This window comes from Streptomyces sp. NPDC002851, assembly GCF_053591935.1.
In genome coordinates this window covers 62,615-81,976 of record NZ_JBSFUT010000030.1, presented here as the reverse complement: position 1 = coordinate 81,976, position 19,362 = coordinate 62,615, and the positions used below count along the sequence as shown (strand labels likewise).

Sequence of the window (19,362 nt, the reverse complement as noted above, 5' to 3'; positions counted from 1 at the left end):
TACCGTCGGCTGTCATGGACCAGTCGACGCAGACGCTCTACGAGCGCATCGGCGGGGCGGCCACCGTGGCCCGGGTCGCGGACGAGTTCTCCGAACGCGTCCGGTCCGACGACGCGTTGACCGACCTGGCGGCCCACTTCGCGGCCGCCGACCCCGCTGCCGACCCGCTGGTGCTCCTGGAGCACCAGCGGGCCTTCGTCGCCCGGGCCGTCGGCGCCCCCGCCCCGTACCCCGGGCACACCCTGCACCCGGCCCACCAGCTGCTCGGCGTCCCGGCGTACGCCTTCGACCTCCTCGTCGGCCACCTGGTGGCGGCCCTTCTCGCCTGCGGCGTGGACCGGTACTGCGTGACGGCGATCGGTGCGGCGGTGGGGGCGCTACGGGCCGAGGCGCTCGCGGGCGCGGTCGACTACGGGGCGGAGCGGGAGGCCCGGTCAGCGTAGGCGGACGAGCCGTCCACCGCCCCCGCCAGGCCCAACGCCCGCCGCAGCGCCCCCAGGAACCGCCCCGTGGTCCCCCGGCCCCGTACCGCGAGCCGCAGCCACTGCGGGCCGAGCCCCGGGAACGTATCGCCGCGCCGGGCCGCGAAGCCGAGCGACCGCAGCCGCTCCCGCACCTCGTCCGCACCGTCGAGACGGATCAGGACGAACGGGCCCTGTGCCCCCGGCACCGCCCGCACCCCCTCGAACTCCGCGAGGCCCGCGAGCAGATGCTCCCGGTCCGCCGCGATCCGCACCGCCGCCGCCTCCGCCTCCGCGAGTGCGTCCGGCGTCATGCACGCCTCCGCCGCGCACAGCGCGGGCGTCGAGACCGGCCACAGCGGCTGTGCGCGCTCCAAGGCCGCGATCGTCTCCGGTGCGGCGAGTACGTAGCCGATACGGAGCCCCGCGAGGCCCCACGTCTTGGTGAGGCTGCGAAGCACCACCAGGCCGGGCAGGTCCGTGCGGCCCGCGAGGGCCTCGCGCTCGCCGGGCACCGCGTCCATGAAGGCCTCGTCGACGACCAACGTGCGCCCGGGGCGGGCCAGTTGAGCGATGAGTGCCGCGGGGTGCAGGACCGAGGTGGGGTTGGTCGGGTTGCCGAGCACCACCAGGTCCGCGTCCTCGGGCACCGCCGCCGGATCGAGCCGGAAGCCGTCCGCCGCGCGAAGGAGCACCCGCTCCACGGTGTGCCCCGCGTCCCGCAGCGCCGCCTCCGGCTCCGTGAACTGCGGGTGCACCACCACCGCACGGCGTACCGGCAGCGCACGCGCGAGCAGCACGAACGCCTCCGCCGCCCCGGCCGTGAGCAGCACCCGCTCCGGCGCGACGCCGTGCCGCCGGGCCACCGCCTCCCGCGCCGCCGTCCCGTCGGGGTACGCGGCGAGGGAGGTGAGCGATCCGGCGATGCGCTCCCGCAGCCAGGCGGGCGGCGTATCGGCCCGCACATTGACCGCGAGATCGATCAGGCCCGCGCCAAAGGCCCCCCGCACCTCCGCGTCACCGTGATGACGCAGGTCGTGCGCGGCTCCCGTCTCGGCTTCCGTCTCAGCGGGCGTGGGCATGGTCGCCGTGGTGGTGGCCGTGACTGTGGCCATGTCCGTGGCCGTGGTGGTGGCCGTCGTCGTCCGGGTGGAAGTGCGGCTGCTGCGGCAGGCCCACCTTGTCCTCGAAGCCGGGCAGCGCGATCCGGTACACGCACGAGTCGCAGTTCATCCGCAGATCGCCCTTGACGGCCTCGCGGTAGCGCTCCATCACCAGGTCGAGCAACTCCGGCTCCGGGCCGATGACCTCGGCCGAGCGCACCTCGATGTCCGGGTGCGCGGCCGCCCAGCCCGCGGTCTGCTGCTTCACCCGGTCCGGCAGGATGCCGGTGAACAGGAAGTACGGCAGGACCACGATCCGCTTCGCGCCGAGCTTCGCGCACCGGTCGAGCCCGCTCGGCACATCCGGCGCGGCGAGCGACACGAACGCCGTCTCCACGCCCGCGTACCCGCGGCCCTCCCACAGCAGCCGGGCCGCCTTGTGGACCTCGGCGTTCGCGTCCGGATCCGTCGAGCCCCGGCCCACGAGCAGCACGGTCACATCGGCACGGTCCTCGGGGGAGCGGTTCGGTCCGTCGACGGCGCTGAGCGCGTCGTCGAGCCGCCGCTCAAGGACCTTCAGGAGCTCCGGGTGCGGGCCGAGCGGACGGCCGTAGGTGTACGAAACACCGGGGTGCCGCTCCTTCTCGCGCGCGAGGGCCGCCGGAATGTCGCCCTTGGCGTGCCCGGCGGAGACCAGCATCAGCGGCACGGCCGCGAACCGGGTCACGCCCCGCTCCACGAGCTCCGTGACCGCCTCGCCGAGCGGTGGCGGCGACAGCTCGATGAAGCCGCCGGCGACGGGCAGTTCGGGGTGGCGCCGGCCCAGCTCGCGCACGAAGTCGCGGAAGGCCTCGGCGCCTGCGTCGTCCCGGGTGCCATGGCCCGCGATCAGCAGGGCCGGAGGGGTGGTCACAGTTTCTCCTCGGAAGTCGGGTGGCCGGGGTGGCCGGGGTGTCCGGCGTGGTCGGGGTAGTACAAGGGGTCGGAAGTGTCGTGGTACAGAAGGGCGTTGAGGGCCGCGGCCGCGACCGCGCTGCCGCCCTTCTCGGACACATTGCTGACGGCGGGAAGCCCGCTCTCGCGCAACGCCGCCTTGCTCTCGGCGGCGCCGACGAAGCCCACCGGCAGGCCGATCACCAGCGCGGGCGCGGCGTCCAGCGTGAGCAGCTCCTCCAGGGCGGTCGGCGCGCAGCCGATCACCCACAGCGCGCCGGGCCCGACCTGCTCGTACGCGAGCCGCATCGCGTGCGCCGAACGCGTCAGATCCGGACCCGACCTGGCGTCGGCCAGGCGGCACACGGTCTCGCGCCGGGTGATGCCCGCGGCCACCATCTCGACGTCCACGACGACCGGCGCGCCCGCGTGCAGCGCCTTGTGCGCCCGTACGAGCGCGTCCTCGTCGGTCACGAGGTCGGTGGCGTACTCCAGGTCGGCCGCCGAGTGGATGACCCGCTCGACCACCGCCCGGGTCAGCGGCGGGAAGTGCGCGGTGTCGAGCCGGGCCCGAAGGCGCCGGAACGACTCCTGCTCTATGGGATGGACGATCCGCGTCGTCACTGATCGGCTCCTCTCGTCCCGTTCGTCCCGTTCGTGCCGTCCTGCCAGCGGTAGCCGCGCGGCGTGACCATACGGCCCGCGATCTCGCGGGTCGCGGTGTTGCCGACGGTGACGACGGTCATCATGTCGACGGTCGCCGGGTCGAGCGTGCCGAGGGTCGTCAGGCGCGCACTCTCGTCCACGCGCGAGGCGTTGCGCACCACACCGACCGGGGTGTGCGGCGTCCGGTGCTCGGCGAGGATGCCGAGCGCCTTGGGCAGCTGCCAGTCCCGGCCGCGCGAACGCGGATTGTAGAACGTGACCACGAGGTCCGATGCGGCGGCCGCCCGGACCCGGCGCTCGATCACCTCCCACGGCGTGTGCAGGTCGGAGAGGCTGATCGACACGTGGTCGTGACCGAGTGGCGCCCCGAGGATCGCCCCGGCCGCGAGCGCGGCGGTCACGCCCGGCACCCCGACCACGTCGATGTCGTCGCTCGCCTCGGCGAGCGCGGGCGAAGCCATGGCGTAAACACCCGCGTCACCGCTCCCGATGAGGGCGACGGCCTGCCCCTTCCGGGCCTCCTCGACGGCGGTACGAGCCCGCTCCTCCTCGGCCCCGAGCCCCGACTCCAGGACCTTGGTGCCGGGCCGCAGCAGATCCCGGATCTGGTCCACGTACTGATCGAGCCCGACGAGTACGGAGGCCCGCCGCAGCTCTTCCTTCGCCCGCGGCGTCACCAGATCCCGCGCACCGGGTCCAAGGCCCACCACGGCAAGCCGCCCCCGCGGCCCCCGCCGCACCACGGCACAGGTCGCCATCGCGGCGCGCCCCTCCGGCGCCGACTTCCGCTTGGGTACGACCAGTTCCCCGCCCCGTACGAGCGCGGCGGCCTCGGCCACGGAGGGCGTACCGACGGCCTCGCGCGGCGCTTCCGACGGATTCGGCACGTCGACGCCCGCCAACTCCTCGGCGCCATAGGTCACGAGCGGCACCCCGAGCGCCTCGGCGGCCCCGACGATCCCGGCCTCGTCGGCCTTGGCGTCGACGGTGGCGAGCTCGCAGATGGAGGCGGGGGAGAGCCCGGCGTCGGCGAGCGCGTCGCGTACGAGCCCGAGCACCTCGTCCACGGGGGCGCCCTTGCTGGCGCCTACGCCGATGACGAGGGACGGGGGGCGGAGGACGACTTCGCTGTTGCCGGGGGAGAGCGCCAAGTCGCTGACCCGGATCACCGGCTGTCCCTGCTGCTCCGGCTCCTCCGCGTGCGGTCGCTGTGCTGCTGACTGTTGTGGGCAGTCGTGCCGCAGGGCGGCACGGGTGGGCACAACCCCCGGCTCAGGGCACCGAACGTTCGACGGCAAGGCGGGCAACGGATACGGCACGTCCATGTGCAGAGCCACCTCGACGCCGTCGAGCAGGGCCCGGGAAACCCCGGCAACATCCCCCTCCACGGGCAGGCCCAGGGTGTCCAACCCCGGAACCCCGACGGAGTCGGTCGCGGTCGTGACCACCGCCTGCCCGCCGAGCACCTCGGCAACCTCGACGGCCAGCGCGTTCGCGCCACCTTCGTGCCCGCCGAGCAGCGCCACCGCGAACCGCGAAGCCTCGTCGACGCAGACCACCCCGGGGTCGGACGCCTTGTCCCCGAGCAGCGGCGCGACGAGCCGTACGACGGCACCCGTCGCGAGGAAGCACACCACCTGCTCGCACTCCCCGAAGGCCCGCCGCACGGCGTCGCCCACCGGGCCGTCGTACACCCGGACCCGAGAGGGCCACGCCTCCTCGAGCCGGGCACGCGCACGCGCCCCCGCCGCCGTGGCGGAAATCAGGCCGATCACTGAACTGCTCCTTCATTCGGGGAAGTTGGGGTAGTGGACGAGGGGGCCACGGGGGACCGGTCCCCCCACAGCAGAAACACGGGATTCGTCGCGGCGAGCCGCGTCACGTCCCCCGGCAGCGGCGCGAGCCGCGAGGACTGGAGCAGGACGCCGTCGCAGTCGTAACCGGACTCCGCGAGCGCCGCCCGCACCTGCGGCACCCGGTCGAGCGCGGCCAGGGCGACGACCACCGTGCGCCGGGTCCGCCGTGCGCAGGCCTTCACGATGTCGGGCAGCTCGCGCCCCCCACCGCCGATGAACACCGCGTCCGGGTCCGCGAGATGGGACAGGACCGTCGGCGCGGCCCCGTGCACGGGCCGTACGTCGACCCCGTGGGCCATCGCGTTCGCCCGGATCCGTTCGATCCCGTCGGCGGTCTTCTCCACGGCGACCGCGGCCGCGCCGAACCGGGCGCACTCCACCGCGACCGAGCCGCACCCGGCGCCCACGTCCCAGATCAGGTCACCGAGGCGCGGCCCCATCTTCGCGAGCGCGAGCGCCCGTACCTCGAACTTGGTGATCATGGAGTCGCGGTGGGCGAACTCGCCCTCGTCCAGGGCCCATTCCGCCGGACCGGTCCCCGGACCGGCGATCGTGCGCACCGGCGAGAGCGCCCGGGACTCGTCCAGGCAGAGCACCACACTCACGGCGCTGCCCCAGTCGCGGTGCGCGGCCTCGGCGGCGCCGACCCGCTCGATCCGCTCCGCCTCCGGGTCGCCGAGCGCGGTGGCGACGACGAGGGTGCGGTGCGCGGCCCGGTGCACCAGTTCGGCGCCGAGCTCGGCGGGGCCCGCGCCGGGGCCGGTGAGCACGGCCACCTTGGGGTGGGCGCGGCACACGTTGACGGCGGTCCGCAGATCCCGGCCGTGGGCGCTGACCACGGCCGCGTCGTCCCACGGAAGCCCGGCCCGCGCGAACGCCGTCGCCACCGACGACACCCCCGGCCGTACCTCCAGAGCTTCCGCTCCGAAACGCTCCGCGAGCACCCGTACGATCCCGAAGAACCCGGGGTCACCGGAGGCGAGCACGACCACATGCGGAAAGTCGCCTGCCCGGCCGTCCTCGGCCAGATGCTTCTCGATCGTGTCGAGGGCGGGTGCGAGCGGCCCGAGGATCACCTGCTCGACCTGCCGCACCCGCGTGGACAGTTCGGCCGCGGCGTCCAGATGCCGCCGCCCGCCCACCACCAGCGTGGCCGCGTCCAGCTTCCGCAGCGAGGCCGCGTCGGGCGGCGCGCCCGTCCCCGTACCGATGACGCTGATCACGCCGTGCCACCTCGGGAGCGTTCCGCGCGCAGTTCGCGCCGGGCCTGAGGATCGGCCTTGCGGTACCCGTGGAAGTGCCCCGGGTGGTACAGGTGCGAGCGGGTGCCGGAGGCCGACAGGGCCGGGCCGACCAGGAACAGGGTGTGCTTCCAGAGCTTGTGTTCCTTGACGGTCTCCTCAAGCGTCCCGACCGTGCAGTGCACAAGGAGCTCCTCCGGCCAGGTCGCCTGGTACGCGATCACGACCGGCGTCGACGTCGGATAGCCGCCCTCGAGAAGCTCACGGACCAGCTGCCCGGACCGGGCCGCGGACAGGAACAGCGCCATCGTGGTGCCGTGCTTGGCGAACTCGCGCACCTCCTCGCCCGGCGGCATCGGTGTCTTGCCGCCACCGAGCCGGGTCAGGATCACGGACTGCGCGACCTCCGGGATCGTCAACTCCCGCTGCGCGAGCGCCGCGACCGCCGAGAACGCGGACACGCCCGGCACGATCTCCACCTCGACCCCGAGCGCGTGGCACCGGTCGACCTGCTCCTGGGTGCCGCCCCACAGCGCCGGGTCGCCGGAGTGGATCCGGGCCACGCGCAGGCCGTCCCGGTGCGCGCGCTCGTACACGGCGACGACGTCTTCCAGGGACATGGTCGCCGAGTCGAGGATCTCGGCGCCGTCGCGCGCGTGCTCAAGGACCTCGGCCTGCACCAGGCTGGCGGCCCAGATGACGACATCGGCCTCGGCGATGGCGCGGGCGGCACGGAAGGTCAGCAGATCGGCGGCGCCGGGCCCGGCGCCGACGAAGGTCACCTTGCCGGTCACGTCGCCGTTCTCGCTGCCTTGCGTGGCGTCGGCAGGGGCATCGGCCATGGGTCGGGGTCCTCTCGGGTCGTACAACAACACTTCGGTGGGGGCTTACGGCAACGGGGGCAACGGCGGCGACGCGCAAGTGCATCGCCCCGAGCCATGGGCTAGCAAGAGCGCATGGCGGTTTTCGTCGCGCTCGGCGCGTTCCTGATGACGCTCACCGGCGGCTGGGCGGCGCGACGCGTCACCGACCGCCGCCACCTCGTACTCGGCTTCGCGGGCGGCCTGATGCTCGGCGTCGTCGGCCTCGACCTGCTGCCCGAGGCGATCGAGGCGGCGGCCGGTCACGACGTGTACGGGGTGCCGCGGGCACTGCTCCTGTTCGTCGCCGGCTTCCTCGCGGCGCACATCGTGGCGCGGCTCCTCGCGGTACGGCGGGCCCGCCAGGCCGGGCCCGGCACCGACGAGAGAGTGCCGGAGGTGGGGCTGACGGTGGCCGCGGCGATGATCGTGCACAGCCTGATGGACGGCCTCGCGATCGGCGCGGCCTTCCAGGCGGGCGGCGCGATGGGCCTGACGGTCGCCCTCGCGGTCATCGCGCACGACTTCGCCGACGGCTTCAACACGTACACGATCACCAGCCTGTACGGGAACGGCCGCGGCAAAGCGCTCACCATGCTGTTCGCCACCGCGGCCGCCCCGGTCGCCGGGGCCGCCGCCACCCTCCTGGTCACCCTGCCCGAGGGCCTTCTCGGCGGCTATCTCGGCCTTTTCGGCGGCGTACTGCTCTACCTCGCGGCCGCGGAGATCCTGCCGGAGGCACACCACGGCCACCCGGCGTGCTCCACGCTGCTGTGCACGACGGCCGGGGTGGCCTTCATCTGGCTGGTGGTGGGCGAGGCGCACTGAAGGCGCCGGGGGCGGCGCGGTCACAACTTGCCCCCGCGGCCGCCGTCCCGCCGCGCGGGTGCGATCAGCGTCGACAGATACGGCAGTGGACCCTGCTCCAACTCGTCCGCGGGACGGATCGACTCCTCGGGAAGCCCGAGCGCCGAGCCCCACACCGCGCCCTCGGTGCGCCCCGACTCCCGCAGTGCGATGGCCACTTCGTGCGCGAGCCGCCCGAACTTGTACGCCACGACCGTGCCGGGCCCGTCGAGCGCCTCCTTGAGCACGGCCGCGCCCGCCGTCACCGGGACGAGCGTCAGCGGCTCGGTGCCCTCGGTGAGCACGGCACCGCTGCGTGCGGCGAGATCCTGCATGGCGGTGATCCCGGGCACCGTCTCGACGACCGTGCCGGGCACCAACTCCGCGATGGTCTGCGCGAGATACGTGAACGTCGAGTACACATTGGGGTCGCCGATGGTCGCGAACGCGACGGCACGGTGGCCGCGAAGGAGCTCGGCGACGCGCTCCCCGGCCGCGTCCCAGGCGGCCTCGCGCCGCTCCCGGTCGGTCCGCTCGTTGAGCGCGAAGACGACCCGTACGACCTTGTCCTCAGGCACGTAGTGCAGCACGGTCGCCTCGGCGCGGCCGGGCTCGCCCACATCTGTTCCATCAGACGCAGCCATGACCGGTACGACGACGAGGTCGGCCGCGCGCAGGGCGTTGACCCCCTTCACGGTCACCAACTCGGGGTCGCCGGGCCCCACGCCGACCCCGATCAGCCTGCTGTCGCTCCTGCTGTCGCTCATCGCGCGCACCTTTCAACGAACCGTCGGGCCATGCCGGGCGTCGCCGCCCAGTGCGTGTGCAGATAGCTCGCGTGCACGCCCTGCTGGACAAAACCTTCTGTTCGCCTGTGCGGCTGGTGCAGCCCCCAGGCGGGTTCCGGGCCCGCAGCCGGTTCGAGCACGGTGCGGTGGAACTCGTGCCCTCGTGTCCGGGTGCCTGCCTGAGCGAGCACACTGTCGGAGACGGCGACGGCTTCCCGGTACCCGAGAGTCAGCCGCTCGTCCATGCGGGCCTCGGCGTCGAGCACGCCGCACATGGGCTGTCCGTCCAGGGAACGGGCGAGGTAGAGCAGCCCGGCACACTCGGCGGCCACGGGCGCGCCGGACCGGGCGAGCTCGGCGACGGCCTTACGCAGCGGCTCGTTGGCGGACAGCTCCGGCGCGTAGACCTCGGGGAACCCGCCGCCGATCACGATCCCGGCGGTGCCGTCCGGCAGTTCCTCGTCCCGCAACGGGTCGAACCGTACGACGTCCGCGCCTGCGGCGGTGAGCAGCTCCTCGTGCTCGGCGTAGGAGAAGGTGAACGCGGGGCCGGAGGCGAGGGCGACGACGGGCTGAGAGTCCAACCCCGAGCCCCGAATATCCAGCCCCTCCGGCGTTTGAGGAGCGGGGTCCGGGGGCGGAGCCCCCCACGCGGCGTTAGCCGCATATCGAAACTGTCGGGAAGGGGCGGGGCTGGGGAAAGGAACCCCCGCAGGGTCCCAAGCCGCACCCGAAAGCTCCGGCGCACTCCGCGCCAGCGCGAGCAGAGCCTCAAGGTCGCACCCCGAGCGCACCTGCGCAGCCAACGCCCGCACCGAGGCCACCGCCTCCGCCCGCCGCTCCGCCACCGGCACCAGCCCCAAGTGCCGCGACGGCGCCCGCACTTGACGCTCGCGCCGCAACGCACCGAGCACCGGCACCCCGGACCCGTCGAGCGCCTCCCGCAACAGCTCCTCGTGCCGCTCGGAGCCCACCTTGTTCAGGATCACGCCCGCGATCCGTACCTCCGGATCCCAGGACGCGAAGCCGTGCACCAGGGCCGCCACCGACCGCGACTGCGACGACGCGTCGACCACGAGCACCACCGGCGCCCGCAGCAGCTTCGCCACCTGCGCCGTGGAGGCCAACTCCCCCTGCCCCGAGGCCCCGTCGTACAACCCCATGACGCCCTCGACCACGGCGAGGTCACACCCCGCCGCCCCGTGCGCGAACAGCGGCGCGATCAGCTCCGTACCGCACAGATACGCGTCGAGGTTCCGCCCCGGCCGCCCGCACGCCAGCGCGTGGTAGCCGGGGTCGATGTAGTCGGGGCCCACCTTGTGCGGGGACACGGCGAGCCCGGCCTCGGCGAAGGCCGCCATGAGGCCGGTCGCGACGGTCGTCTTGCCGCTGTCGGACGACGGCGCGGCCACGACGAGACGAGGGACTGAGGGCACGGTCGTCACCACTCGATGCCCCGTTGCCCCTTCTGCCCCGCGTCCATGGGGTGCTTGACCTTCGACATGTCGGTGACGAGGTCGGCGAAGTCGACCAGACCCGCGGGCGCGTTCCGCCCGGTGATCACCACATGCTGCTGCCCGGGCCGGTCGCGGAGCACCGACACGACCTCGTCGGTGTCCACCCAGCCCCAGTGCATCGGGTACGCGAACTCATCCAGGACGTACAGGCGGTACGTCTCCGCGGCCAGGTCCCGCTTGACCTGCTCCCAGCCCTCCCGGGCCTTCGCCTCGTTGGTCGCGTTGTCATCCTGTCCGTCCCGCTGAATCCAGGACCACCCCTCGCCCATCTTGTGCCAGGCCACCGAGCCGCCCTCGCCCGAGTCGCCGAGCACGCGCAGCGCACGCTCCTCGCCGACCTTCCACTTCGCGGACTTGACGAACTGGAACACCCCGATCGGCCACCCCTGGTTCCAGGCGCGCAGCGCGAGCCCGAACGCGGCCGTCGACTTGCCCTTGCCGACGCCGGTGTGCACGACGACGAGCGGCCGGTTGCGTCGCTGCCGGGTGGTGAGGCCGTCGTCCGGGACGACGGCGGGCTGTCCCTGGGGCATCAGGCGATCCTCCTGTTGTGGTGGCTGCTGTACCGGCCTTCGCGTGCGCTTTCTCGTACGCCTTCTCGCACGTCCTTCACGAGCCCGGCGATCGCGTCGGCGCGCAGCTCGTCGAGCGTGACGGCGGTGGCACCGAGGTCGGCGGCCAACTGTCCGGCGAGACCGAGGCGTACGGCCCCCGACTCGCAGTCGACGACGACGGCCGCGGTGCCCTCGGCGGCGTGCAGCCGCGCGGCCCGCGAGGCGAGCGCCACCGCCCCGCCCGTCTCCCACCCCCGCCCTTCTGCGGAAGCGCTTCGCGCCCCTTCTTTCTGGCCGCCGGTGGCGCGCCCGTCCGTGACGACGACGAGCAGCGCGCGCCGCGACGGGTCGCGCAGGCGCTCGACCCGCAGCACCTCGTGCGCCTTGAGCAGCCCGGCCGCCAGCGGCGTACGCCCACCCGTCGGCAGCCGCTCAAGGCGGGCCGCGGCCGTGTCCACCGACGACGTCGGCGGAAGCGCCACCTCGGCGGCCTTGCCGCGGAACGTCACGAGCCCCACCTTGTCGCGCCGCTGATAGGCGTCGAGCAGCAGGGACAGGACCGCGCCCTTCACGGCACTCATCCGCTGCCGTGCGGCCATCGACCCGGAGGCGTCCACGACGAACAGGACGAGGTTGCCCTCGCGGCCCTCCCGGTTGGCCTGCCGCAGGTCGTCGCGGCGCACGACGAGCCCGGGCCCGCTGCGGCCGCGCGCGTGCTGGTGCGGGGCGGCGGCCTGCACGGTGGCGGCCAGGTGCAGCTTCGTCAGGGCCCCTCGGGGTCGCACGGCACCGGTGGTCCGCCCGTGCTCGGTGCGCGCCCGCGACCGCCGCCCGGCGGCACCGGTACCCGTGCCGGGCACGCTCAACAGCTTCGTGCGGAACGGCTCGGTGGCCCCGACGGGCGCCTGCTCGCCACCACCGGCCGGTGTCTGCGAGGCCCCGTCGGCCGAGTCATCCTCGGCGCGTTCGGCGGCACCGCCCTGCGACGGAACGTCCGGACCACCACCGTCGTTGCCGTCACCGTCCTGCGGCGGCTGCCCGCCCCCACCGGGCCCGTCCGGATCGGGCTCGGGGTCGTCGTCCCCGCCCTGGTCGCTCTGGTCACCCTGGTCGCTCTGGCTGTCGGACCCGCCGAACTCCTCCAGGGTCTCGTCGAGTTTGTCCTCGTCGAGCCCGGGCGCGTCGAAGGGGTTGCGCCGCCTGCGGTGCGGAAGCGCGAGCAGCGCGGCCTGCCGTACGTCCTCGGCGAGTACGTCCTCGCGCCCCGCCCACGCGGCGAGGGCGGTCGCGGTACGGGCCATCACGAGGTCGGCACGCATCCCGTCGACCTCGAACGCGGCGCACGTCGCGGCGATCTGCCGCAGCGCACCGTCCCCGAGCCGCACCTTCGGCAGCAGTGCGCGGGCGGCCACGATCCGCTGCCGCAGCGCGGCCTCGTCCTCGGCCCAGCGCCCCGCGAACTCCTCGGGCGCGTCGTCGTACGCGAGCCGCCGCCGTACCACCTCGACGCGCTGATCCGGCTCCCGCGAGGCCGCGACCTCGACGGTGAGCCCGAACCGGTCGAGCAACTGCGGCCGCAGTTCACCCTCTTCGGGGTTCATGGTCCCGACGAGCAGAAAACGCGCGGCATGCCGCACGGACACACCCTCGCGCTCCACGTACGAGGCACCCATGGCGGCCGCGTCGAGCAGCAGGTCGACCAAGTGGTCATGGAGCAGATTGACCTCGTCGACGTACAGAATCCCGCGATGCGCCTCGGCGAGCAGCCCTGGCTCGAACGCCTTCACACCCTCGGAGAGCGCCCGCTCGATGTCGAGCGCCCCCACAAGCCGGTCCTCGGACGCCCCGACGGGCAACTCGACCATGCGGGAAGGCCGTTGCCCGCGCCCGGCGTCGTCGTGCGGCCCGTCCGGGCACGCCGGATCGGGCGCCGCCGGGTCACACGAGAACCGGCACCCGGCAACGACATCAACCGCAGGCAACAGCGCCGAAAGCGCCCGCACGGCAGTGGACTTCGCGGTCCCTTTCTCACCGCGTACGAGGACACCGCCGACGGCGGGCGACACGGCATTCAATGCGAGCGCGAGCCGAAGGTCGTCCTGCCCGACGATCGCGGTGAAGGGGTAGGGGGCGGCACTCACAGGATGACCTCCGTTGTCAGCCCCTCCGGCGTTTGAGGAGCGGGGGTCCGGGGGCGGAGCCCCCAGTTACGGGAAGGGGCGGGACCGGGGAAGAAAAAGCGCCTCACTCGCCATCCCCCTCCAACTCCCCTTCCAGCTCCAGATACTGAGCCCGAAGCCGCTCCAGCGTCTCCGCATCCGGCTCCGCCCAAAGCCCCCGATCCGCAGCCTCGAGCAGCCGCTCGGTAATCCCCCGAAGAGCCCACGGGTTGGACTTCTTCATGAACTCCCGGTTCTCCGGCGAGAACACGTACTCGGCGCTGAGCTTCTCGTACATCCAGTCGTCGACCACGCCCGCCGTGGCGTCGTACCCGAACAGATAGTCCACGGTCGCGGCCATCTCGAACGCGCCCTTGTAGCCATGCCGCCGCATCGCGCTCATCCACCGCGGATTGACCACCCGGGCCCGGAAAACGCGGTGCGTCTCCTCGCCGAGCGTCCGCGTCTTGACCTGCTCCGGTGAGGCGGAGTCACCGACGTACGCCTCGGGGGACGCCCCGGTCAGATGCCGCACCATGGCGACCATGCCACCGTGGTACTGGAAGTAGTCGTCGGCGTCCACCAGGTCGTGTTCCCGCGTATCGACGTTCTTCGCCGCGACCGCGATCCGCCGGAACGCCGTCTCCATGTCCCCGCGCGCGGCCCGCCCGTCGAGCCCACGCCCGTACGCGTAGCCGCCCCACACCGCGTACACCTCGGCGAGATCAGCGTCGGAACGCCAGTTGCGGGCGTCGATCAAGGGCAGCAGACCAGCGCCATAAGCCCCCGGCTTGGATCCGAAGATCCGTGCCGTGGCGCGCCGCCGGTCCCCGTGCTGGGCTGCGTCCTCGTCCACATGCGCCCGTACGTAGTTGGACTCACCCGGCTCGTCGAGCTCGGCCACCGCCCGTACCGCGTCGTCGATGAGCCCCACCACATGCGGGAACGCGTCCCGGAAGAACCCGGAGATGCGCACCGTCACATCGATCCGGGGCCGCCCCAGTTCCTCCAGCGGCACGATCTCGAACCCGGTGACGCGCCGCGAGGCGTCGTCCCACACCGGGCGGCAGCCGAGCAGCGCCAGGATCTCCGCGATGTCGTCGCCCTGGGTGCGCATGGCGGAGGTGCCCCACACGGTCAGGCCGACCGACTTCGGATACTCCCCGGTGTCCGCCAGATACCGCGCCACGAGCGAGTCCGCGAGCGCCTGCCCGACCTCCCAGCTCAGCCGCGAGGGAATGGCCTTGGGGTCGACGGAATAGAAGTTCCGCCCGGTCGGCAGGACATTCACCAGGCCGCGCGTGGGGGAGCCCGACGGGCCCGCCGGAACATAGCCGCCGTCCAGGGCGCGCAGAATGTGCCCGATCTCGTCCGTCGTACGGGCGAGCCGCGGCACGACCTCCTCGCACGCGAAGCCCAACACGGCCACGGCGGGCGGAAGTTCGACGCCCACCACGTCCCGTACCAGCGGACGCACCGCCGCCAGCTCCCAGCCGCGCTCCTCCATGCCCTCCGCGAGCCTCCGGCACAGCTGCTCCAGGAGGTCGATCGCATCGGACCCGGTCCGGGACGGCCCCTCGACCAGGTCGGTCAGCTCGACCGGCACCTTCACGGCCGTACCCGGCTCGGCGAGCAGTTCCTTCTCGTCGAGCCCGAAGTGTTCGGCGAGCGCGGCCCGTAGGCCCGGCAGCGCGTGCGCGGCGCCGCCCCACACCTGCGAGGCGCGCAGCACGGCCAGCACCAGGTTCACGCGTGGCTCGCCCACCGGGCCGCCGCCGAGAATGTGCAGCCCGTCGCGGATCTGCACGTCCTTGATCTCGCACAGGTAGCCGTCGATGTGCATCACGAACTCGTCGAACTCCTCGTCGTCCGGCTGCTCGTCGACGTGCAGGTCATGGTGGAGCTCGGCGGCCTTGACGAGGGTCCAGATCTGGGCGCGCACGGCCGGAGCCTTGGCCGGGTCCAGGTCGGAGACGAGGGCGTACTCGTCGAGGAGCTGCTCCAGCTTCGCCAGGTCGCCGTACGTGTCCGCGCGGGCCATCGGCGGCACCAGGTGGTCCACGACGGTGGCGTGCCCGCGCCGCTTGGCCTGCGTGCCCTCGCCCGGGTCGTTGACGATGAAGGGGTAGATCAGCGGCAGATCGCCCAGGACCGCGTCCGGGGCACAGCTGCCGCTCAGCCCAAGTCCCTTGCCGGGCAGCCACTCCATCGTGCCGTGCTTGCCCATGTGCACGACGGCGTCCGCACCGAAAGTGTTCTCCAGCCACCGGTACGCCGCCATGTAGTGGTGAGAAGGCGGCATGTCCGGGTCGTGGTAGATCGCGATCGGGTTCTCGCCGAAGCCGCGCGGCGGCTGGATCATCACGACGACATTCCCGAACTGCAGCGAGGCGAGCACGATGTCCTCGCCATCGACGTACAGCGAACCCGGCGGCTCGCCCCACGCCTCGGTCATCGCGTCCCGCAGCTCCGGGTCGAGCTTCTCGAACCAGGCCCGGTAGTCCGCGAGCGGCACCCGCGCGGGCGCGGCCGCCAACTGCTCCTCGGTCAGCCACTCCACGTCGTGGCCCCCGGCCTCGATCAGCCGGTGGATCAGCTCGTCGCCGCCCGCCGGGTAGCCGTTGACGCCGTACCCGGCCTCGCGCAGCGCGTCGAGCACCCGTACCGCCGAGGCGGGGGTGTCGAGCCCGACCGCATTGCCGACCCGCGAGTGCTTCGTCGGGTACGCGGTGAACACGATCCCGAGCCGCTTCTCGGCGTTGGGCTTGTGCCGCAGGCGGGCGTGCCGCACGGCGATTCCGGCGACCCGCGACGCCCGCTCCGGATCGGCCTTGTAGACGGGTACGTCGTCGGGGCCCTGCTCCTTGAAGGAGAACGGCACCGTGATGAGACGCCCGTCGAACTCGGGGATCGCGACCTGCATCGCCGCGTCCATGGGGGTCAGGGCGGCGTCCGACTCCTCCCAGGCCCCGCGCGACGAGGTGAGGCAGAGCCCCTGCAGGACCGGGATGTTCAGCTCGGCGAGCGCGCCGACGTCCCATGCCTCCTCGTCCCCTCCGGCGCTGGCGTCGGAGGCGTGCGCGCCCCCGGCCGCGAGCACGGTGGCGACGAGCGCGTCCGCCCGCCCGATCAGCTCGTACAGCGCGGGGTCCGCGCCGCGCAGCGAACCGCAGTACACGGGAAGGGCGTTGGCGCCGTGCGCCTCGATCGCGTCGCAGAGCGTGTCGACGAAGGCGGTGTTCCCGGACAGCTCGTGCGCCCGGTAGAACAGCACGCCCACGGTCGGCCGGCCCTCGACCACCGGCCGCTCGCCGTGCACGCCGTACCCGGGCATCTGCTGCGGCTCGGCGAAGCCGCGCCCGGTGAGCAGCACCGTGTCGGAGAGGAACGCCTCCAGCTCGGCGAGGTTTCCGGGCCCGCCCTCGACGAGATAGCGCAGTGCTTCGGCGACGACCCCGGCGGGCACGGACGACTCGGCCATCAACTCCGCGTCGGGCACGGCCTCGCCGCCGAGCAGCACGGTCGGGACGCCGGACGCCTTGAGTGCGGCGAGCCCGTCCTCCCAGGCGCGCTTGCCGCCGAGGAGCCGGACCACGGCCAGGTCGGCGCCGTCGATGAGCCCGGGCAGCTCCTCGGTGACGTCGACCCGGGTCGGGTTGCCGATCCGGTAGGGCGCGCCGGACGCCCGCGCCGCGAGCAGATCCGTGTCGGCGGTGGACAGAAGCAGAACGGTCATCAGGGTGCCCCCGGAGCAATGAACGGGAGACCGGACGGAGCCCCGGTCTCGATGAGGCGCAACAGTGCGTCGGTGTCCGCGTGTTCTTCGATCAGATCGCCGAGCCGGTCGAGCTGCTCCTCGCGCAGCGCGCCGAACGACGTGTCGGGAGCGGGCACGAACCGCCGTCCCGCGGCCCGTGCCACCTCCCGCAGAAACGCCCGCCGGAAGCCATCGGACTCCAGCGAGCCGTGCCAGTGGGTGCCCCAGGTCTGGCCGACCCGGCAGCCCTCGAGGCGGTGTCCTTCGTCATCGGAGATGAACGTCTCGCCGCCGGTGACGTGGGCGACGCCGTGGTGGATCTCGTATCCCTCGACGTTCTCGCCCAGGGCCTGCCCGGTGGGCCGGGCGAGTGTTTTCTCGGCCGCGAACCGTACGCGCACGGGCAGCAGTCCGAGCGCGTCCACGGCCCCGGCGCGGGACTCGACCTCGTCCTCGATGTGCTCCCCGAGCACCTGGAACCCGCCGCAGATCCCGAGCACCGGCCGCCCCTCGGCGGCGCGCCGGGCCAGGGCGTCGGCGAGGCCGCGCTCGCGCAGCCACGCAAGTGCCTTGACGGTGCCGCGCGTTCCGGGCACCACCACGAGGTCGGCGTCGACGAGCTCCTCGGCCCGGTCGACGAACCGCACGACCACGCCCGGCTCGGCGGCAAGCGCGTCCACATCGGTGAAGTTGGACATGAGGGGCACGGCGCACACGGCCACGCGCAGCACGTCCTCGCCGACCGGCGGCGCGACGACGGACTCCCGCACGGCCCCGCGCAGGGACACGTGCAGCCCGTCCTCCTCGTCGATACCGAGCCCGTGCGCGTACGGCAGGACACCGTACGTCCGCCGCCCGGTGATCCGCTCCAGCATGTCGAGCCCGGGTTCGAGCAGGGACACATCGCCGCGGAACTTGTTGACGAGATACCCGGCGACGAGCGACTGGTCCTCGCGGGAGAGCAGCGCGGTGGTCCCGAAGAAGGAAGCGAAGACCCCACCGCGATCGATGTCGCCGACGACAAGGACGGGGAACCCGGAGGCCCGGGCGATCCCCATGTTCACGATGTCGGTACGCCGCAGATTGATCTCGGCCGGGCTCCCGGCCCCTTCACAAATCACCGCGTCATACGTGCCCCGAAGCTCGTCAAGACACTCCACCACGGTCCCGAGCAACGCCTCTTGGCGTCCGCCGTGGTAGCCGCGCGCACTCATCTCGCCCACGGGCCTGCCCATGAGCACGACCTGACTGCTGCGGTCGCTCCCGGGCTTGAGCAGTACGGGGTTCATCAGCGCGGTCGGCTCGACCCCGGCGGCCTGCGCCTGCATGGCCTGGGCCCGCCCGATCTCGGCACCTTCCCGGGTCACGAACGAATTCAGCGACATGTTCTGCGCCTTGAACGGCGCGACGGCCACGCCCTTGCGCGCCAGCCACCGACAGATCCCGGCGGTGACGACACTCTTCCCGGCATCGGAGGTCGTCCCGGCAATCAGCAGTCCACCACTCATGGGGTACGCCTCCGTTGTGACCGCTCTGACCGTTGTGGGCATACGTTCCGCAGGGCGAGTGGGGTCTCCCCTGCTCGAACGGAGTTGAGAGCTTGGGGAAGGGTGGGCACAACCCCCGGCTCAGGGCACCGTCTCGTCGACGCCCACCCCGACCGCGCGAGTACGGACACGCCCAGGGCAAGCCAACTGACCCGCCGCGAAAGCCGAACGGCACGTTCCACATCGGCCACTTCGACCTCCCGCCCGGCGGAGCCGTTCAGCACCGGCCGATGCTCCACCCGCCCCCCGTACGACAGCGTCCCCCCGAGCCGTACGCCCAACGCCCCGGCAAACGCCGCCTCGACGGGCCCGGCGTTGGGGCTGGGATGCCGCCCCGCATCCCGACGCCACGCGCGCAGCGCGCCGCGCGGGGAACCCCCGGCAACCGCCGCAAGCACAGCCGTGAGCCGCGCCCCCGGCCACCCCGCAACGTCGTCGAGCCGAGCCGAGGCCCACCCGAACCGCCGGTACCGAACCGACTTGTGCCCCACCATCGCGTCCAACGTGTTCACCGCCCGGAAGGCGACCAGCCCGGGCATACCCCCAACGGCGCCCCACACCAACGCCCCCACAACCGCATCGGACGTGTTCTCGGCGACGGACTCGACGACGGCCCGGGCGATCCCGTCCGCGTCGAGGGCCTGCGGGTCACGGCCGCACAAGTGGGGCAACCGCGCGCGGGCCCCCGCCAGATCCCCGGCGTCGAGCGCGGCACCGATGGCCCGCGCCTCGCGTCCGAGCGAAGTCCCGCCGACCACGGCCCAGGTCGCGGCGGCCGTCAGCGTGACGGAGGCGGCGGGGGAGCGGCGTACGAGAGAAGAGGCGAGCGCGGCGGCCCCGGCGGCGCCGCCCACGCACACGGCGGTGTGCAGGGCACCGGCACCCCGGTGGTCACGCCGGAGCACACGCTCGACGGCGCCCGCGGCACGGCCGAACGCGGCGACCGGGTGCCCGCGGCGGGGATCGCCGAAGAGCAGGTCGCCGAGGAGGCCGGCGGCGGCGCCGTACGCGAAGACGCGATCGGCACGCACGAGTTCAGTCCGTGCTGGAGGTACTGGACGTACTGGGGGTACT

General features: G+C 73.1%; 15 protein-coding genes. 2 read left to right on the top strand and 13 right to left on the bottom strand.

Going from position 1 to position 19,362, the window contains the following annotated elements; genetic code table 11:
- Positions 1–14 precede the first annotated feature (14 nt).
- Positions 15–443 (top strand): globin domain-containing protein, encoded by a 429-nt coding sequence (locus tag ACWD10_RS27435; protein ID WP_451095553.1) that lies wholly within the window; start codon positions 15–17, stop codon positions 441–443.
- Here ACWD10_RS27435 and cobC read toward each other — a convergent pair.
- Genes cobC through cobM form a run of 6 tightly spaced genes read right to left on the bottom strand, consistent with a single transcriptional unit; the run spans position 410 to position 7,102 of the window.
- Positions 410–1,543, bottom strand: a complete 1,134-nt coding sequence (gene cobC, locus ACWD10_RS27430; RefSeq protein WP_451095611.1) for an Rv2231c family pyridoxal phosphate-dependent protein CobC — start codon at positions 1,541–1,543, stop codon at positions 410–412. The genes ACWD10_RS27435 and cobC overlap by 34 nt on opposite strands.
- A complete protein-coding gene (locus tag ACWD10_RS27425; RefSeq protein ID WP_451095551.1) occupies positions 1,527–2,477 on the bottom strand; it encodes a sirohydrochlorin chelatase in 951 nt (316 codons plus the stop codon). Before ACWD10_RS27425 ends, cobC begins: the two co-directional genes overlap by 17 nt.
- Positions 2,474–3,121: a precorrin-8X methylmutase gene (locus ACWD10_RS27420; protein WP_451095549.1), complete on the bottom strand. Its 648-nt coding sequence runs from the start codon at positions 3,119–3,121 to the stop codon at positions 2,474–2,476. Before ACWD10_RS27420 ends, ACWD10_RS27425 begins: the two co-directional genes overlap by 4 nt.
- Positions 3,118–4,938 carry a precorrin-3B C(17)-methyltransferase gene (gene cobJ, locus ACWD10_RS27415; protein WP_451095547.1) on the bottom strand — a complete coding sequence of 607 codons (1,821 nt, stop codon included), beginning with the start codon at positions 4,936–4,938 and terminating at the stop codon, positions 3,118–3,120. Before cobJ ends, ACWD10_RS27420 begins: the two co-directional genes overlap by 4 nt.
- A complete protein-coding gene (cbiE, locus tag ACWD10_RS27410) occupies positions 4,935–6,242 on the bottom strand; it encodes a precorrin-6y C5,15-methyltransferase (decarboxylating) subunit CbiE (protein ID WP_451095545.1) in 1,308 nt (435 codons plus the stop codon). Before cbiE ends, cobJ begins: the two co-directional genes overlap by 4 nt.
- The gene (gene cobM / locus ACWD10_RS27405; protein WP_451095543.1) at positions 6,239–7,102 is read right to left on the bottom strand and encodes a precorrin-4 C(11)-methyltransferase; all 864 of its coding nucleotides are present in this window, start codon (positions 7,100–7,102) and stop codon (positions 6,239–6,241) included. The genes cbiE and cobM overlap by 4 nt, the downstream gene beginning before the upstream one ends.
- 114 nt (positions 7,103–7,216) lie before the next feature.
- Between cobM and ACWD10_RS27400 the strand changes: the two genes are divergently transcribed.
- Positions 7,217–7,948 (top strand): ZIP family metal transporter, encoded by a 732-nt coding sequence (locus tag ACWD10_RS27400; RefSeq protein ID WP_451095541.1) that lies wholly within the window; start codon positions 7,217–7,219, stop codon positions 7,946–7,948.
- A 20-nt stretch (positions 7,949–7,968) separates the two neighbouring features.
- On the opposite strand, the gene cobI is transcribed toward ACWD10_RS27400, so the two are convergent.
- From cobI to ACWD10_RS27365, 7 genes are all read right to left on the bottom strand, one after another.
- A complete protein-coding gene (gene cobI / locus ACWD10_RS27395; RefSeq protein WP_451095539.1) occupies positions 7,969–8,733 on the bottom strand; it encodes a precorrin-2 C(20)-methyltransferase in 765 nt (254 codons plus the stop codon).
- Complete coding sequence (locus ACWD10_RS27390; protein WP_451095537.1) at positions 8,730–10,190, bottom strand: cobyrinate a,c-diamide synthase; 1,461 nt, start codon at positions 10,188–10,190, stop codon at positions 8,730–8,732. Before ACWD10_RS27390 ends, cobI begins: the two co-directional genes overlap by 4 nt.
- A gap of 5 nt (positions 10,191–10,195) precedes the next feature.
- Positions 10,196–10,804: a cob(I)yrinic acid a,c-diamide adenosyltransferase gene (gene cobO / locus ACWD10_RS27385; RefSeq protein ID WP_451095535.1), complete on the bottom strand. Its 609-nt coding sequence runs from the start codon at positions 10,802–10,804 to the stop codon at positions 10,196–10,198.
- Entirely contained in the window at positions 10,804–12,966 is a 2,163-nt protein-coding gene (locus ACWD10_RS27380) for a putative cobaltochelatase (protein ID WP_451095533.1), read from the bottom strand. The genes cobO and ACWD10_RS27380 overlap by 1 nt, the downstream gene beginning before the upstream one ends.
- 103 nt (positions 12,967–13,069) lie before the next feature.
- Positions 13,070–16,720 (bottom strand): cobaltochelatase subunit CobN, encoded by a 3,651-nt coding sequence (gene cobN / locus ACWD10_RS27375; protein WP_451095531.1) that lies wholly within the window; start codon positions 16,718–16,720, stop codon positions 13,070–13,072.
- On the bottom strand, positions 16,720–18,249 hold the full coding sequence (locus tag ACWD10_RS27370; RefSeq protein ID WP_451095529.1) for a cobyric acid synthase: 1,530 nt from the start codon (positions 18,247–18,249) through the stop codon (positions 16,720–16,722). Before ACWD10_RS27370 ends, cobN begins: the two co-directional genes overlap by 1 nt.
- Positions 18,246–19,319 (bottom strand): cobalamin biosynthesis protein, encoded by a 1,074-nt coding sequence (locus ACWD10_RS27365; protein WP_451095527.1) that lies wholly within the window; start codon positions 19,317–19,319, stop codon positions 18,246–18,248. Before ACWD10_RS27365 ends, ACWD10_RS27370 begins: the two co-directional genes overlap by 4 nt.
- Between the last annotated feature and the right edge of the window lie 43 nt (positions 19,320–19,362).